Below are 18,825 nucleotides of genomic sequence, written 5' to 3'. Positions count from 1 at the left end.
CATGGACAGAACAGACAGGATCCGGCAGTTCATCGAGGACCGCTTCCTCGTGGAATTCGGCGGCGAGGTGACGGACGGCAGCGACCTCTTCAAGGCCGGGGTCATGGACTCCTTCGGCTACATCCAGCTGATGGGTTTCCTGGAGGAGGAGTTCTCGATCGCCGTCACGGACGAGGAGATCCTCACCGACGTCTTCGTCTCCCTCGACGCGATCGACGCCTTCGTGGCCCGGAAGCTCTCCGGCGGGGCCGCGGGGCGGGGGGACGCCTCATGTGCGGGATAGCCGGCTTCCTCGCGCCGTCGCTGCACCCCGACGCCATGCCCGGCGTCGTCACCTCGATGCTGTCGCTCATCCGGCACCGGGGCCCGGACGAGACGGGCTACTACCTCGACGACGGCTTCGCGATGGGCACGGTCCGCCTCGCGATCGTCGACCTCGCGTCCGGGTCGCAGCCGATGTCCGACCCCACCGGACGCCACTGGATCTCCTTCAACGGCGAGCTGTACAACCACGTCGAACTGCGCGAGGAGCTGCGGGCCCTGGGCCGGCCGTTCCGCACGCACTGCGACACCGAGGTCGTCCTGCAGGCGTGGCTCCAGTGGGGTGCCGGGTGCCTCACGCGCTTCAACGGCGCCTTCGCCTTCGCGATCAGGGACGCGGTCAGCGGCGAGCTCGTCCTGGCCCGCGACCGCTACGGCAAGCGCCCCCTCTTCTACACCGAGCACGACGGCGGCCTCCTCTTCGCGTCGGAGATGAAGGCGTTCCGCGCCTTCCCCGGCTTCCGCTTCACGCTCGACCCGCGCGAGCTCGCCTCGGTCTTCGCCGTGTGGACGCCGCTGCCCGACCGCACCCCCTTCGAGGGCGTCCGGCAGCTCCCCATGGGCGGCGTCCTCACCGTCCGGGACGGCCGCCGCACCCTGCGCACGTACGAGGAACTCGCCGTCGACGCCCCGCCCTTCGAGGGCTCCGAGGAGGACGCCGCCGCGTTCGTCCGCGAGACGCTGCGCGCGAGCGTCGAGCTGCGCCTGCGCAGCGACGTCGAGGTCGGCGTCTACCTGAGCGGCGGCCTCGACTCGTCCGTCGTCACCAAGCTGGCGACGGACCTCTCCCGGGGCGAGGTGCGGACGTTCTCGGTCGCCTTCGAGAACGCGGAGTTCGACGAGTCCGGCAGCCAGCGGGTCGTGGCCTCGCACCTGGGCACCCGGCACTCGTCCGTCACCGTGTCCGGCGCCGACATCGCGGAGCACTTCCCCGCCGCCGTCCACCACGCCGAGGTCCCCTCCTTCCGCACCGCGTTCGTCCCCATGTACCTGCTGTCCCGCCATGTGCGCGACTCCGGCGTCAAGACCGTCCTGAGCGGCGAGGGCGCCGACGAGGCGTTCCTCGGCTACTCGCTGTTCCGCGAGACGATGCTGCGCGCCTCCTGGCACGAGCTGTCCGGCGAGGAGCGGAAGGCGGGCCTCGCGCGCCTCCACCCCGAGCTCGCCCACTTCGGGCCCGCGCACCAAAAGCACATGGCGGGCCTCTTCCAGCAGTTCTCCGAAGAACGCCTCCCCGGCCTCTTCTCCCACGAACTCCGCTACCAGAACGGCCGGTTCGCCGCCCGCCTGCTCAAGGACCGCGGCGTCGACCCCTTCGCCGACGCCCTGGAGATGGTGCGCGCCGCGCCCGGCTACGCCGGGCTGAGCGCCGTCCAGAAGGCACAGTGGCTCGAGTACAAGACGCTCCTCGCCGGCTACCTCCTCTCCACCCAGGGCGAGCGCATGGGCCTGGCGCACGGCGTCGAGAACCGCTGCCCGTTCCTCGACCCCGCCGTGGTCCGGGCCGCCGCCTCCGTGAACCTCCGCTTCGACGACGGGTCCGAGGAGAAGGCCATCCTCAAGAAGGCGTTCCGCGGCGAGCTGCCCGCCTCCAGCCTGGCCCGCCGGAAACAGCCCTACCGCGCCCCCGGCAGCGCCGTGTTCAAGGACCACCGGCCCGACTACCTGGAACTGGTGCTCTCCGGCACCGAGCTCGGAAAGCTCGACTGGGTCGACCCCGTCTTCGCCCAAAAGCTCGTGGCGAAGGTCATGACCACCCCCGCCGACGAGATCAGCACCAAGGAGGACCAGGCGTTCGTCTACCTGCTCTCCACCGCGGTCCTCGACCGGCGGTTCGTGCGGGACACCGGATGGCCGGACGCCGTACCGGAAGCCGATCTCAAGATACGGACGGTCGTCGACAATCGGCGGGCCTTGCCGCGCGTCGGAGGAATGCGATGAGCACGAACACAGCTCCGGAGAACCCGGAACACCCGGAGCACGACGCGGAGGGCACCGGCGACATCGCGATCATCGGACTCGCCCTGCGCCTGCCCGGCGCGGACACCCTGGAGGAGCTCTGGCGGCACCTCGTCGCCGGCCGTTCGCTCATCTCCGAGGTGCCGGCCGAACGCTGGTCGAAGGAGCGGTACTTCGGCGACCCCCGGCGCGGTGCCGAGAAGACGAACAGCGTCTGGGGCGGCTTCGTCGAGGGCGCCGACCGCTTCGACGCCTCCTTCTTCCAGATCTCCCCCCGCGAGGCGGAGACCATGGACCCGCAGCAGCGGTTCGCCCTCGAACTGGCCTGGCGGGCCATCGAGGACGCCGGATACCGCCCGAGCGCGTTCGCGGGCACCCGGACGGGCGTCTTCATGGGCGTCTGCCACGCCGACTACGCCGAGCTGATGGAGCGCGAGAAGGCGCCGACCGACGCCTATTTCCCCACCGGCACGGCCTACTCGATCATCTCCAACCGGGTCTCGTACTTCCTCGACCTCCAAGGCCCCAGCATCACCAACGACACCGCCTGCTCCAGCTCGCTGGTGTCCGTCTACGAGGCCGTCTCCGCCCTGCGCAACGGCGACTGCTCCGTGGCCCTGGCCGGCGGGGTGAACCTCTGCTGGTCGCCCAAGCACTTCGTCGCGTTCAGCCAGGCGAGCATGCTCTCCCGCACCGGCGAGTGCCGCGCCTTCGACCAGGGCGCCGACGGCTACGTACGCGGTGAGGGCGGCGCGGTGCTGCTCCTGAAGCCCCTCGCGCGGGCGCTCGCGGACCGCGACCCGGTGCACGCCGTCATCAAGGGCGTCGCGACCAACCACGGCGGCCGGACCAGCTCGCTGACGGTCACCAACCCGGCCGCGCAGGCGAGCCTGATCGAAGGGCTCTACACCCGGGCCGGCATCCGGCCGGAGACCGTGACGTACGTCGAGGCGCACGGCCCCGGCACACCGGTCGGTGACCCGATCGAGATCATCGCGCTCAAGCGTGCCTTCCACGCGCTCCACGAGGCGCAGGGCACCCGCCCGGAGCCGGAGTCCTGCGGGATCGGCTCGGTCAAGACCAACATCGGGCACCTCGAAGGGGCCGCCGGCGTCGCCGGGATGGCCAAGGTGATCGGCGCCCTCGCCGGCCGGCGGCTCCCCGCGACCGTCAACTTCGAGGTCCGCAACAAGCTCATCAAGCTCGACGGCAGCCCCTTCCACATCGTCCGCGACACCCAGCCCTGGGCCGAGCCGCCCACCGGGGCCGACGGGCTGCCCGCGCCGCGCCGCGCCGGCGTCAGCTCCTTCGGCTTCGGCGGCACCAACGCCCACGTCGTGCTGGAGGAGGCCCCCGCCGGAGCCCCGCGGCGGCCCGCCGCCGACATGGGCCCGCACCTCGTCCCCCTCTCGGCGAAGACCCCGGACCGGCTGCGCGCCGTGGCCGAGGGCCTCCTCGCCCACCTCCGCCCGCCGGAGCCCGGCGACGCCGCCGAGGCGCTCCGGCCGCCCCAGGACCTCGCCGACATCGCGTACACCCTGCGGGCCGGCCGCGAGCCGATGCCCGCCCGCGTCGCGTTCGTCGTCGCCTCCGTGCCCGAACTCACCGAGCTGCTCGAAGCGTTCCTGGCCGGCGCGGCCGCCGGGGCCGAAGCGCACCCCGGCGCGACCGTACGGGCCGGGGGCGCCTCCGCACTCCTGGAGACGGCCGGGCGCTGGGCACGCGGCGGGACGGAGGACCTGCCGGAGCCGCACACCGCCGCCGGGGCCGCGCGGCCCCGCCGCGTCCGCCTCCCCGCGTACCCCTTCGCCCGCGAGCGACACTGGTTCAAGGCCCCGGACACAGCCCCCGCGCCCGGCCCGGCCGCCCTCCACCCGCTCCTCCACCGCAACACCTCCGGCCTGGCCGGACAGCGCTACACCTCCACCTTCACCGGCGACGAGCCGTTCCTCGCGGCGCACCGGGTGGGCGGCGCCCGCGTCCTGCCCGCCGTCGCCTACCTGGAGATGGCCCGCGCGGCGGTCGCCGACGCCACGGGCGCCCCGGCCGGCACGTGCCCGGCGATCCGTATCGACGAGGTCGTCTGGCCGCGCCCGCTCGTCGCCGGTGCCGCGCCGCTGGACGTCCACGTCGGCCTGACCCCCCGGGCCGGGGCCGAAGGGACGGCCGGAGAGCTCGCGTTCGAGGTGACCACCACCCCCGGCGACGCCACGACGGCCGTGGTCCACGGCCGCGGCACCGCCGCGCTCCTCCCGCCCGAGGAGCCGGAGACCCTCGACCTCGGCGCGCTCCGCGCCGCCTGCCGCACCCCCCACGCCCCCGAGGACGCCTACGCCGCCTTCCGGGCCCAGGGCCTCGACTACGGGCCCGCGATGCGCGGCCTGAGCGAGATCCTCCTGGGCGAGGAGCAGCTGCTCGCCCGTATCCGGGCGAATGCCCCCGGGACCGGCCCGGACGAGGGCTGCGTCCTGCCCCCGAACGTGCTGGACGCCGCCTTCCAGGCATCCGTCGTCCTCCTGGCGCGCGACGGAGCCCCGGCCGGACCCGCCATGCCGTTCGCGCTGGAGCGGATCGACATCCACCGCCCGTGCGCGGCGGTGACCTGGGCCTGGGTCCGCCGGCGGCCGGGCGGCGGCGCGGCCGCCGCGTTCGACATCGACCTCTGCGACGCGGACGGCGTCGTCGGCGTACGGCTGCGCGGCCTGGTCCAGCGGACCGGCGCGCCGAGGACGGAGCCCCAGGCTGCCGCCGGACCGCACGTCGTCACGGCCACCTGCCGGTGGACGGACGCGCCCGCCGCGCCCGGAGTGGCGGAGACCGGCCCGGAGACGGTGCACGCCCTCCTCACCGGGAAGGCCGCGGCCCTGACCCCCGAGCTCGCGGGCGCCCCCGGCCTGACGCTCACGCGCCTCCCCGACATCACGCCCGGGCACGTCGCCGACGGCGTCGACACCGTGCTCGGCCTCGTCCTCGACCGCGTCCAGCAGGTCCTGGCGGCCCGCCCGAGGGCGCCGCACCGCTTCGTCGTCCTCGTCGACGACCGTGTGCCCCGGCACTTCCACGCACCGCTCACCGGCCTCCTCGCCACCGTGGCCCTGGAGAACCCCCTGGTCTCGGGGCGCGTCGTCCGCGTCGCCGGCCTCGACACCATGGCCGCCGGGCGGATCGCGGACATCCTCCGCGCCGAGGGCGCCGACCCGGAGCCCGACACCGAGATCCGGCACACGGCCGACGGCACGCGCCGGGCGTGGCGCCCCGCCGGCATCGCGCTCGGGACGGGCCCCGAGGTCCCGCCGCTGAAGGAAGGCGGCGTGTACTGGGTGACCGGCGGTCTCGGCGGTCTCGGCCGGCACGTCGCCCGCTACTTCGCCCGGTGCCCCGGCGTGACCGTCGTCCTCAGCGGGCGCTCGGCCCCCGGCCCCGCGAGCGAGGAGGCCCTCGCCGCGCTGCGGGCCGCCGGCGTCGACGCCCACCACCTCCCCGCCGACACGGGCAGCGCCGACGACGTCGCGCGCGCCGTCCGCGCCATCGTCCGCGAGCACGGGTCGCTCGACGGCATCGTCCACGCCGCGGGGATCCTCCGCGACGCCTACCTGCTCCGCAAGGAGGCGTCCGACGTCCCCGCCGTGCTGGAGCCCAAGGTGCGCGGCGTCCTCCACCTCGACGCGGCGACGCGCGCCCTCGCGCTCGACTTCTTCGTCGTCTTCTCCTCCGTCGCGGGCGTCTACGGCAACCCCGGCCAGGCGGACTACGCGGCGGCGAACGCCTTCCTCGACGCCTTCGCGCACCACCGGCAGGCCCTCGTCGACGCCGGGGAACGCACGGGCCGGACGGCCGCCGTGAGCTGGCCGCTGTGGGCGGACGGCGGGATGACCGTCGACGACGTGACGCGCGAGTCGATGCGCGCGCGGCGCGGCTGGGAACCCCTCCCCACGGAGGAGGGCCTCCGGGTCCTCGGGCGCGTCCTGGGCGACGCGCCGGAACACGTCGTCGTCGCCTACGGAGCCGGCGCGACCCTCGCGCACCTGCCGGCGGGCCCGTCCCCGCGACCCGTCGCCGCCGCCCCCGCCGGGGCGGCCGCCCCGGACGCCGACGCGCTCCAGGAGCGCGCCGAGGACCTCCTCAAGGAGCTCCTCGGCGAGGTCATCCACCGCGACCCCGCCACCATGGACGCGACGGTCAACCTCATCGAGTACGGGATCGACTCCCTCAGCATCCTGGAGATGACCGCCCGCCTCGAAGAGCGCTTCGGACCGCTCTCGAAGACCCTCTTCTTCGAGTACGTGAACATCGAGGGAGTCGCGGGCCACTTCGTGGAAACGCACCGCGAGCGGCTGGAAACCGTCCTGGGCACGTCCCCCGCCGCCCGGGAGACCCCCGCGCCGGTCACGCCCGCGCCGGTCACGCCCGCGCCGGCACCCGCACCGGCACCCGCACCGGCACCCGTTCCCGCCACGGCCCCCACGGCGGCGCGCGACGACCGTCACGACATCGCCGTCATCGGCATCTCCGGCCGGTACCCCGGAGCCGGGACCCTCGACGAACTCTGGTCGCTCCTCGAAGAGGGCCGCCACACCTTCGAGGAGGTCCCGCGCGACCGCTGGGACCACGACGCCGTGTACAGCCCCGACCGCTCCGTCCCCGGCAGGAGCGCCATCCGCACCGGGACGTTCCTGCGCGACATCGACATGTTCGACCCCCGCTACTTCCGCGTCTCCAAGCGCGAGGCGGAGCGGATGTCGCCCGAGGTGCGCCTGTTCCTCCAGGCCGGGGTCGAGGCGCTGGAGGACGCGGGCTACTCGCGGGAGACCATCCAGCGGCAGTACCAGGGCGACGTGGCCGTCCTCGCCGGGACGATGAGCAACCACTACAACCTCTACGGCTTCCAGAACAGCCTGACCCGGGGGTCCCCGGCCACCGGCAGCTACACGGGGACGCTCCCCAACATGCTGTCCTACTTCTACGGGCTCACCGGACCGTCGATCTTCCTGGACACCATGTGCTCGGCGTCCTCGACCTGTATCCACCAGGCCGTGCAGATGCTGCGGGCGGGCGAGTGCCGGATGGCCGTCGCCGGCGGCGTCAACCTCCTCCTGCACCCGTACAACCTCATCACCTCCTCGCAGGAGCACTTCACCACGGCGACCTCCGACGTCATCCGCAGCTTCGGCCTCGGCGCCGACGGGACGATCCTCGGAGAAGGCGTCGGCGCCGTCGTCCTCAAGCCGCTCGTCGACGCCGAGCGCGACGGCGACCACATCCACGCCGTCATCAAGGGCACCGCGCTCAGCAACGCGGGCGTGCGCAACGGCTTCACCGTCCCCAACCCGCACATGCAGGCGCGCGCCGTCGAGAAGGCGCTGGACGACGCCGGGGTCGACGCCCGGACGATCAGCTACGTCGAGGGCCACGGCTCGGGCACCTCGCTCGGCGACCCGATCGAGGTCAAGGCGCTGACCACCGCCTTCGGTAAGCACACCCGGGACACCGGGTTCTGCGCCCTCGGCTCGGTCAAGTCGAACGCGGGCCACCTCCTGGCGGCCGCCGGCATGATCGGCTTCGCGAAGGTGGTCCTCCAGCTCCGCGCGGGCAAGCTCGCCCCGTCCCTGCACAGCGACGAACTCAACCCCGACATCGCCTTCGCGGACACCCCCTTCCGCGTCCAGCGCGAACTCGCCGACTGGAAGCCGGCCGTCACGACGGACGGCGGGCGCGAGACCGTACACCCCCGGCGCGCCGGCCTCACCTCGATCGGCGCGGGCGGGATGAACTCGCACATCATCGTCGAGGAGTACCGGGGCGCACCGGACGAGCCCCACGAGCATGACGGGCGCGAGCAGCTCTTCGTCTTCTCGGCGATGACCGACGCCGCCCTCGCCACCTGCCTCACCCGCTTCCGCGCCCACCTGGCCGGCGCGGCGGAGAGCGCGCTGCCGTCGATCGCGCACACCCTCCGCGTCGGCAAGAACGAACTGCCGCGCCGCTGGGCGTTCCTCGCCGCGGACCGGCGGGCGGCGCTCGCCGCCGTCGACCGCTTCCTCGCGGGCGACCGCGACACCGACGCCGCGCTCACGAGCCACGACCCCCGCGCCGGCACGGCCCGCGCGCTCGGCACGGCGTGGCTGAGCGGGAAGCGGACCGACTGGAGCGAGCTCACCGGCCCGCGCCCGCCCCGGCGCGTCCCCCTGCCCGCCTACCCCTTCGAGCGGGTGCGCTGCTGGGCGGAGGAGGAGCCGGACGCGCCCTCCGTGACCGCGCCGCTCGCGCTCCGCGAGAAGCTCCACCCCTTCCTCGGCCGCAACGCCTCCGACGTCGGCGGCCTCCGCTACGTCCTCGACGTCCGCCTCGACGACCTCCTCGACTACGGCCACCGGCACGACGGGGAACCGGACGTCACCCCGGCGTTCGCCGCCGACCTGGCCCTGGCCGCGGCCAAGGCGTCCGGGTTCGCCGCCGCGCCCGTCGTACGCGGCCTCCGGCTGCCCCGCCCGGTGCCGTGGGCCGCCACCGCCCGCCTGGTCACCTCCCTCGCCGTCACGGGCGCCGAAATGGCCTCCGGCGTCGTGACCGCCGAGGACGCGGCCGGCGCGAGCACCGTCGTCGCGGAGTTCGACGTCCACCCCGGCGGCGCGTGGACGCACCGCCCGGAGTGCCTCCCGGCCGACGCGCCGGCACGGGACGCCGTACGCGCCCTGACCCGGGACGAGTTCCTCGCGGAGCTCGCCGAGGGCGGTCTGGACCACGACCCGCTGTACTCCGGCGTCCGCGACGCGTACTGGCTGCCCGACGGCCGGCTGGTCCTCGCCCTCACCGCCCCGAGGCTCCGGCAGGACCACGGCGCACGCCACCTCACCCTCGCACCACACGTCCTCACCGCCGTCGCCCAGGGCCTCCGGCTGGTGGCCAAGCGCGCGCACGCGCCGCACTGGTCCCGGACCGCCCCGTACGGGATCGACGAGGTCAGGGTCTCCGGAACCCCCGCCGACGTGGCGTACGCGCTCGTCGAACCGGCACCCGGGACCGGCGCCCGCCACGGCCGCGTACTGCTGCTGGACCACGACGGCCGGACCGTCGGGGAGCTCGCGGGAGTGCGGTGCGGTGACGACGGACAGCCCCGGAAGGAAACCGACGTGAACCTTCGGGAGCGCCCCGAACCCCTCCGGGAGCCGCGTCCCGCCACGGCGCCCGCCCAAGAGGCGGAACCCGCCGCCGGGATCGTCCCGTTCGCCGTCGCCGAGCTCCGCGAACTCGCCTCCGCCATCCTGAAGTTCGCCCCCGACGAGCTGGACGACCGCACGACGTTCGACGCCTTCGGCTTCGACTCGATCTCGCTCGTCACCTTCTCCGAGCGGGTCCGCGAGCGCTTCGGGGTCACCCTGAGCCCGGCGGTCTTCTTCGACCTGCGGACGCTCGGCGCGCTGGGCCGCCACCTCGCGGAGGAGTTCCCCGACGCCCTCCGCGAGGCGCACGCCCGGTCGCTCCCGGCCGCCGGCGCCCCCCGGACGGCCACCCCGCCCCGCCCGGCTACCCCGGCCACCGGCGCGCCCGAGCCCGCGCCCATGCCCATCGCCGTCGTCGGCGCCGCGGGCCGCTTCCCCGGCGCGCCCGACCTCGACACGTACTGGGCGAACCTGGCCGAAGGGAAGGACTCCGTCACGGACCTCCCCGCCGACCGCTACGGCGCGGCCTACGCCCAGGTCGTCGCGGCCGCCGACTTCCCCAAGCGCGCGGGCCTCCTCGACGGCGCCGACGGGTTCGACGCGGGGTTCTTCCGGATCTTCCCGCGCGAGGCCGAGCTGATGGACCCCCAGCACCGGCTGGCCCTGGAGACGGTCTGGAACGCCGTCGAGCACAGCGCGTACACCCCCGCCACCCTGCCGAGGAACACCGGGGTCTTCCTCGGCGTCTCCGGCAACGACTACGCGACGCAGCTCACCACCCACGGCATCGCGCCCGACGCCTTCACCTCCACGGGCAACGCGCACTCCATGCTCGCCAACCGGATCTCGTACGTCCTCGACGTGCGGGGCCCGAGCGAGCCGGTCGACACCGCCTGTTCGAGCTCGCTCGTCGCGGTCCACCGCGCGATGGAGGCGATCCGGTCGGGCGCCTGCGACGCCGCGATCGCCGGCGGTGTGAACCTCCTCCTGAGCGTCGACACGTTCGTGAGCGCGCACCGGGCCGGGATGCTGAGCCCCGACGGCCGGTGCAAGACCTTCGCGAGCGACGCGGACGGCTATGTGCGGGGCGAGGGCGTCGGCGCGGTCGTCCTGAAGCCCCTCGCCGCCGCCGAGCGGGACGGCGACGCCGTCCTCGGCGTGCTCGTCGGCAGCGCCGAGAACCACGGCGGGCGCGCCAATTCGCTGACCGCGCCCAGCGCCGACGCGCAGGCCGACCTGGTCGCCGCCGCCATGGGCGCCGTCGACCCCGACACCGTCGGCTACGTCGAGGCCCACGGCACCGGCACCGCCCTCGGCGACCCCGTCGAGGTGCGCGCGCTCACCACCGCGTACCGCCGGCTGGGAGCCCGCGGCCGGGGCACGTGCGGGCTCGGCTCGGTGAAGACGAACATCGGCCACCTGGAGGCGGCGGCGGGCATCGCCGGACTGCTGAAGGTGCTGCTGGCGATGCGGCACCGCGTCCTCCCCGCGACGCTCAACTGCCGCGAGACCAACCCGTACATCGAGCTCGACGGCGGACCCTTCCGCATCGTGCGCGAGCCGGAGCCCTGGCGGCGGCCGCGCGACCGCGACGGCGCGCCCGCGCCGCGCCGGGCCGGCGTGAGCAGCTTCGGCTTCGGCGGCGCGAACTGCCACGTCGTGGTCGAGGAGTACGAGGACCACCAGGGCGACGACGGGTACAAGGAGTACGAGGCTGTGGACGCCACCCACGAGACCGGCGCCGAGGCGCTGATCCCGCTGTCGGCCCGCACGAGCGGACAGCTCCACGAGCGCGCGGGGGACCTCCTCGCGTACCTGGAGAAGACGGACGGGCCCGCCGGGCTCCACTCGATCGCGTGGACCCTCCAGACCGGGCGCGTGCCCATGGCCGAACGCGTCGGCTGGGTGGTCGCCTCGCGCGGCGAACTCGCCGCCAGGTTGCGAGAGTTCCTCGCCGGGGACGGCCGCGCGCCGGGCGGCGCGCGGGGCCGGGCCGCCCACGACGGGGGCCCCACCGCGCGGGTCCCCGCGCCGGACGCGCGGCCCGGTGCCACGGCGGGCGGCGACCTCACGTCGCTCCTGACCCGCTGGACCGAAGGCGAGGCCGTCGACTGGCGCGCCCTCCACGGGACCCGCCCGCCGAAGCGGGCGCACCTGCCGGTGTACCCGTTCGCGTACGAGCGCCACTGGATCCCGGAGCCCCGGGAGACCGGCGGCACGGCGCTCGCGCCGGGAGCCGCCGGGGGTGTGCCTGCCGGGGGTGTGCCTGCCGGGGGTGTGCCTGCCGGGGGTGTGCCCGCCGGGCCGGGAGTCCTTCTCGCCCTTGACCTGTCCGGCCCGCGCCCCGTCCACGGTCGCGACGGCGTGCCCACGCCGCCCGCCGAGGTGTCGGCCATCACCGACGCGGCCACGCCGCCCGCCACCGGCACCGTGCTCCTCGTCCCCGCCTGGACGCCGAAGCCCACCGCCGCGCACCGCACGGGCGAACGTCCGTACACCCACCGCGTCGTGATCCTCTGCGGCGCCCTCGCCCAGGCGCGCCCGGACGTCGAGCGGAGCGTCCCCGGCGTCGGCTGCGTCACCGTCACCACCACGGCGCGGCGCCTCGACAACCGTTTCACGGACGTCTCACGGCAGGTCTTCGAGGCCGTACGCGGCCTCGTCGCCGAGGAGCGCGACGGCACGACGCTCGTCCAGGTCGTCACGCCGGCCGACGGCGACGACGCCGTCGGCACGGCCCTCGCCGGTCTCCTGCGCACCCTGACCCTGGAACACCCCCGGATCACCGGGCAGTCGATCGGCGTCGACGGCACCCCCACGGGCGAAGCCGTCGCCGCGCTCGTCGCGGAGAACGCGCCGGGTGCCCACGAGGACACCGTCGTCCGCTACCGCGACGGCGAGCGCTCCGTACGCGACTGGACCCCGGCGCCGTCCCCCGGGGGCGCGGCGGACGCCCCGTGGCGCGCGGGCGGCGTCTATCTGATCACCGGCGGGGCGGGCGGCGTCGGCGCCGTCCTCGCGCGGCGGATCGCCCGCGACGTCGCCCGGCCGGTCCTCGTCCTCGCCGGACGGCGGCCACGGGACGGGCGCGTCGACGCGCTCCTCGGCGAGCTGCGGGCCATGGGCGCCGAGGCCCGCTACGAGCGGGCGGACGTCTCCCGCTGGGAGGAGGCCCGCCACCTGGTCGCACGGATCCGCGAGGACGCGGGCGGGATCCACGGCATCGTGCACTCCGCCGGAGTGATCCACGACGCCGCGCTGGCGCGGCAGACCCCGGAGGAGTGGACCGAGGTCCTCGCGCCGAAGGTCGCCGGCACGGTCCACCTCGACCGGGCCACCGAGGCGGCGCCGCTGGAGTTCTTCCTGACCTTCTCGTCCGGCGCCGCCGTCACCGGCAACCGCGGCCAGGGGGCGTACGCCACCGCGAACGCGTTCCTCGACGAGTTCGCCGCGCTGCGCACCGCGCGCGTCGCGGCGGGGGAGCGGTCCGGGCGGACGCTGTCCGTGGCCTGGCCGCTGTGGAAGGACGGCGGGATGGCCGTCGACGACGCCGCGCGCGCCGCCCTCCGGCGCGACCGGGGCCTGGTTCCCATGGAGTCGGCCGACGGCGTCGCGGCCCTCCTGGACGCGTGGCGGCTCGGTGCCGACCGGGTGTGGGTGCACCACGGCGACACGGCGCGGGTGCCCGGCGGGGAACCGGCTCCGGCCCGGGCCGCCGACGACGGCGAGGCCGGGGAGACGGACCGGACGACGAACGGCACGGCGGCGACGGCAGCCGCCGTACGCGACGCCCTCCGCCTCCTCGTGGACCTCTTCGCCCGCGTCACCAGGTCCGCCCCCGGCACCGTCGGCGCCGACGAGCCGCTGGGCGCCCTGGGACTCGACTCGATCATGGTGGTGCAGTTGAACAAGGAGCTCTCCGCCGTGTACGGCGACGTCTCGAAGACCCTCTTCTACGAACGGCCGACGCTGCGCGCGGTGGCCGAGCACCTCGCGGCGGAGCACGCGCCGAGGCCCCCGCGCGCGGACGGCGGCACCGTACCGTCCGGGCGCCCCGCCGAGCCGGTGGACCGGCGGCCCTCGACGGCCCGCGGTACCGTCGCCGCCGCGCCGGTACCGCCCGCCGCGCGTGAGCCGATCGCCGTCATCGGGATGAGCGGCCGCTACCCGGGCGCCGGGAACGTCGCCGAGTTCTGGGAGAACCTCAAGGCCGGGCGGGACCTCGTCGGCGAGATCCCGGCCGACCGCTGGCCGCTGGAGGGCTTCTTCGAGCCGGACCGCGAGAAGGCCGTCGCGACCGGCCGCAGCTACAGCAAGTGGGGCGGTTTCGTCGAGGACTTCGCTGCCTTCGACCCCCTCTTCTTCAAGATCGCACCGCGTGACGCCTATGCGATGGACCCCCAGGAGCGGCTGTTCCTCCAGGCGTCCTGGGAGGTGCTGGAGGACGCGGGCTACACCCGTGAGGAGCTCGCGCGCCGCCACGGCCGGCGGGTCGGCGTCTTCGCGGGCGTCACCAAGTCGGGCCACGCCCGGCACGGCGCCGGACGGCTGCCCTCGGGCGGAACGGTCGTGCCCGGCCTGTCCTTCGCGTCGGTCAGCGCGCGCACCTCGTACGTCCTCGACCTGCGCGGCCCCAGCCTGACGGTCGACACCATGTGCTCGGCGTCGCTCACCGCGATCCACGAGGCGTGCGAGAACCTCCACCGGGGCTCCTGCGAGGTCGCCCTCGCCGGCGGCGTCAACCTCTACACGCACCCGCTCGACTACATCGAACTGTGCCGCTCCACGATGCTGTCGTCGGACGGGCGCTGCCGGAGCCTCGGCGCCGGCGGTGACGGCTTCGTCCCCGGCGAGGGCGTCGGCTGTGTCCTGCTGAAGCCCCTCTCCCGCGCCCTCGCCGACGGCGACCGGGTGCTCGCGGTGATCCGGGGGACGAGCGTCAACCACGGCGGGCGGACCCACGGGTACACCGTCCCGAACCCGGGCGCCCAGGCGGAGCTGGTCCGCGACGCCCTGGACCGCGCGGGCGTCTCGGCCCGCGACGTGAGCTATGTGGAGGCGCACGGCACCGGCACGGAGCTGGGCGACCCGATCGAGGTGAAGGGCCTCACGACCGCGTTCGAACAGGACACGGACGACAAGGGGTTCTGCGCGATCGGGTCCGTGAAGTCCGCCATCGGCCACCTGGAGGCCGCGGCCGGCGTCGCCGGTCTCACCAAGGCCGTCCTGCAACTGAGCCACGGCCGGCTCGTGCCGAGCCTGCACGCCGAGGAGCCGAACCCCCACATCGACCTCGACCGGACGCCGTTCTTCGTCCAGCGCGAACTCGCCCCCTGGCGGCCGGAGCGCGGCCCGCGCGTCGCGGCGGTCTCGTCGTTCGGCGCGGGCGGCTCGAACGCGCACGTGATCCTGGAGGAGTACGAGGAGTACGAGGACGCCGCCGACGACCGGGGCACGGCGGCCGACGGCACCGAGCACGTCGTCGTCCTCTCCGCGCGGACGCCCGAGCGGCTCCGCGCCGCCGCCGCCCGTCTGGCGGACTTCCTCGACCACGAGGAGGGCCTGGGCCGGACCGTCCGCCCGGCCGACCTCGCGCACACCCTCCGGACCGGCCGCGAGGCCATGAAGGAGCGCCTCGCCGTCGTCGTGGTTTCGACGGCCGAACTGCGCCGCGTGCTGCGCGCGTACCTCGGCACGGGCGAGCCGGTGCCGGGCCTCCACCTCGGCACGGCCGGCGGCGCCCACGGCGCCCTCGCCGCCGACGCCGACCTCCGGGAGCTCCTCGTCGCGCGCTGGGCCGCCGCCGGGAAGCTCGACAAGCTCGCCGCCCTGTGGGCCGGCGGCGTGGACCTCGACTGGCGCGCCCTCGGCGGCCCCGTCGCCCGGCGGATCTCCCTGCCGACGTACCCCTTCGCCCGCGACCGGTTCTGGATCGGCGACCTGGAGCCGGCGGACGGGAACCACCCTCACCGGGCCCCCGGCACGGCCTCGGCGACCACGATGACGGAGCCCGCCGCGTCGACGGGGTCCGCCGAGCCTACGGAGCCCGCCGAGCCGACGGAGCCCCCGGCCCCGCACCCCCGGCCCGGTACCCCGGTGACGCCCGGCGACCGCGCCCCGCTCGACTCCTACGTCCCCCGGGTCGTCCGCGAGAAGATCGCGGCCGCGCTCGCCATGGACGAGGACGGCATCGACGGCGCACTCGCCTTCGCCGACTACGGCGTCGACTCCATCCTCGCCGTCCGCATCGTCCACGAGCTCAACGAAGCGCTCTCGCTGACCCTTCCGACCAGCGTCCTCTTCGACCACAGCTCGGCCGACCGGCTCACCGCGCACCTGCTCGCGGAGCACGCCGACCGCATCGCCCTTCCGGCCGCCCGGCCCGCCGCTACCGCCGCGCCCGCCGTGGAGCGGCCGCGCGACACCACCCGCCCGCCGTCCGGCGCAGTGCGGGAACCGATCGCGATCGTCGGGATGAGCGGCCGGTTCGCGGGCGCGAACTCGCTCGACGAGCTGTGGCGGCACCTCGCCGACGGCGACGAACTCGTCACCGAGGCGACCCGCTGGGACCTCCAGGGCGGTGACGACGCGTCGGACCGCTGCACACGCGGCGGGTTCCTCGACCGCATCGACACCTTCGACCCGATGTTCTTCAACATCTCCGGCGTCGAGGCCGCCGTCATGGACCCGCAGCAGCGACTCCTCCTGGAGGAGTCGTGGAAGGCCCTGGAGGACGCCGGATACGCGGGCCGGACGGGCGACCGCCGCGTCGGCGTCTACACCGGCTGCTGGGACGGCGACTACCAGGAGGTCGTCGGGGAGGACGCGCCCGCCCAGGCGTTCTGGGGCAACACGGCCTCCTTCGTCCCCGGCCGCGTCGCCTACTTCCTCGACCTCAAGGGCCCCGCGATCGCGGTCGACACCTCCTGTTCGAGCTCGCTCGTCGCCATCGACCTCGCCTGCAAGGACCTCTGGTCGGGCGAGACCGGCATGGCCCTCGCGGGCGGCGTCTTCGTCCAGACCACCCCGAGGCTGTACGAGCTCGCCGGGCGCGCCGGAATGCTGTCGCCGACCGGCCGCTGTCACACCTTCGACCACCGCGCCGACGGGTTCGTACCCGGTGAGGCGGTCGGCGTCCTCGTCCTCAAGCGGCTGTCCGACGCCCTCGCCGACGGGGACCACGTCCACGGCGTGATCCGCGGGTCCGGCGTCAACCACGACGGCGCGACCAACGGGATCACGGCGCCCAGCTCCGTGTCACAGGAGCGCCTGCTCCGCGACGTCTACGAGTCGTTCGACGTCGACGTCGAACGGATCGGGCTCGTCGAGGCGCACGGCACCGGCACCAGGCTCGGCGACCCCATCGAGTTCCGGGCGCTCACCCGGGCGTTCCGCGCGGACACCGACAGGACCGGCTACTGCGCCGTCGGCTCGGTCAAGACCAACCTCGGCCACACCCAGTTCGCGGCCGGCGTCACCGGCGTGTTCAAGGTCCTCCTCGCCATGCGGCACCGACTCGTACCCGCCTCGCTCCACTTCGAGACGGCGAACGAGGCCGTCCCCCTCGACGGCAGCCCCTTCTACCTCAGCACCCGCACCCACCCCTGGGAGACGCCCGGCGGCGGCCCGCGCCTCGGCGTCGTCAGCTCCTTCGGCGCCAGCGGCACCAACGCCCACCTCGTCCTCGAAGAGGCCCCGGCCACGCCCCGCGTCCCCGCGCCGCGCCCCGCCCACCTCGTCGTCCTCTCCGCCCGCTCCCGTGAGCAGCTCGTCCGGCAGGTCGCCGACCTCGCCGAGCACTGCCGCCGCGAGACCGCCCTGGACACCGGCGACGCCGCCTGGACGCTCCTCGTCGGCAGGGAGCGCTTCGCCCACCGCTTCGCGTGCGTCGCCGCCGACCGCGCCGAGCTCCTGAGCATCCTCGATGAAGGGCCGGACGGCCCGCGGGCGTTCACCGGCGAGGCCGTGACCTCCCGGAGGAAGAGCACGGGAAGCGCCGCCGACCGGGACCGGGGCGAGGAGTGCCTGCGCCGCTGCGCCTCGCCGAGCGGCACCGACCACACCTACCGTACGGACCTCGGCACCCTCGCCGGGCTCTATGTCCGGGGCACCGCGCTCGACTACGAGCGGCTGTTCCCGGCCGGCGCCCACCTGCGCGTACCGCTGCCCACCTACCCGTTCGCCCGCGAGAGGCACTGGGCCGCGCCCACGCCCCCGGCCGCCGCGCGCGCCGCCGAGCACATCACCCCTCCCGCCCCGTCCCACCCCCTCGTATCCGCGACGTCTCCCGTACAGGGCGAGCCCGGCGCGCCGACCGACACGACGGCGCCCACCGCCGAGGAGACACGCCCCCTCACCGGTACCGGCCGCGAGGCCGAGCCCGTACCCGCGCTCCACTCGCCCGTCTGGGACGCCGTGCCCCCCGGGACGTTCGGGGTCGCCGTACCGTGCCGCAGGCAGCGGGTCCTCGTCGTCGGGGGCACCGCCGAGCAGCGCGCCGCGCTCACCGTCTCCTACCCGTTCGCCGAGCACTGGCGCCTCGCCCCCGGTGCCCCGGCCGACGAGGTCGCCCGCGCCGTCGAGGCCGCCGGCCCGATCGACCACCTCCTGTGGCTCGCCCCCGGCACGGAGCTCGCACCGGACGACGCCGCCGGCTTCGTCGCCGCCCAGGAGGACGGCGTCATCGCCGCCTTCCGCATGATCAAGGCCCTGGTGCGCACCGGGCACGACACCCGCCCCCTGGGCATCACCCTGGTGACCCACCGCGCCCTCGCGACCCACGCGTACGAGGACATCCGGCCCACCCACGCGGGTCTCCACGGCCTGTTCGGCTCGCTCGGCCGCGAGCACACCGGCTGGACCGTCCGGCGCGTCGACCTCGACGGCACCGACTGGCCCACGGACCTCACCGCCCTCCCCGCCCACTCGGGCGGCGACACCTGGGTCCGGCGCACGGGCCAGTGGCTCGCCCGCCGGCTCGCCCCCCGCGAGGCCGGTCCCCGGCCCGCGGCCCCGTACCGCGAGGGCGGCGTCTACGTCGTCGTCGGCGGCGCGGGCGGCCTCGGCACGGCATGGACCCGGCACGTCGTCGAGGAGTACGGCGCCAAGGTCGTATGGCTCGGCCGCCGCGCCCGGGATGCCGCCATCGACGCCAAACTGCGCGCGGTCCGCGGCGAGGTGAGCTACCTCTCCGCCGACGCCACCGACCCCGCCGCCCTCCGCCGCGCCCGCGCCGAGATCACCGCCCGCCACGGGCGGATCCACGGAGTCGTCCAGGCGGCGCTCGCTCCCATGGACGCGGAGCTGCTGGCCGGCATGGACGAGGCCCGGCTCCGCGCGAGCCTCGCGGCGAAGGTCGACGCGACCGTCGCCATGGCCCGGGTCT

Annotated in this window: 3 protein-coding genes (1 of these 3 cut by a window edge); all 3 read left to right on the top strand. The window is 75.1% G+C overall.

What is annotated here, in order from left to right; all coding sequences use genetic code 11:
• Position 1: 1 nt before the first annotated feature.
• Tightly spaced (each overlapping or abutting the next), the 3 genes in view from AF335_RS19590 to AF335_RS35805 form a layout consistent with a single transcriptional unit that may run on beyond the window.
• Positions 2 to 283: an acyl carrier protein gene (locus AF335_RS19590; RefSeq protein WP_102919732.1), complete on the top strand. Its 282-nt coding sequence runs from the start codon at positions 2 to 4 to the stop codon at positions 281 to 283.
• A complete protein-coding gene (gene asnB / locus AF335_RS19585) occupies positions 271 to 2,262 on the top strand; it encodes an asparagine synthase (glutamine-hydrolyzing) (protein WP_102919731.1) in 1,992 nt (663 codons plus the stop codon). Before AF335_RS19590 ends, asnB begins: the two co-directional genes overlap by 13 nt.
• On the top strand, positions 2,259 to 18,825 hold the 5' portion of the coding sequence (locus AF335_RS35805; RefSeq protein WP_267470715.1) for an SDR family NAD(P)-dependent oxidoreductase. The gene runs 4,058 nt beyond the window's last position; the window shows 16,567 of its 20,625 coding nt (coding positions 1-16,567); it begins with the start codon at positions 2,259 to 2,261; the stop codon falls past the right edge of the window. The genes asnB and AF335_RS35805 overlap by 4 nt, the downstream gene beginning before the upstream one ends.

Origin of the sequence: Streptomyces eurocidicus (assembly GCF_002891295.1) — a bacterium.
GTDB lineage: Bacteria > Actinomycetota > Actinomycetes > Streptomycetales > Streptomycetaceae > Streptomyces > Streptomyces eurocidicus.
This window is presented reverse-complemented; position numbering and strand designations above follow the sequence as displayed.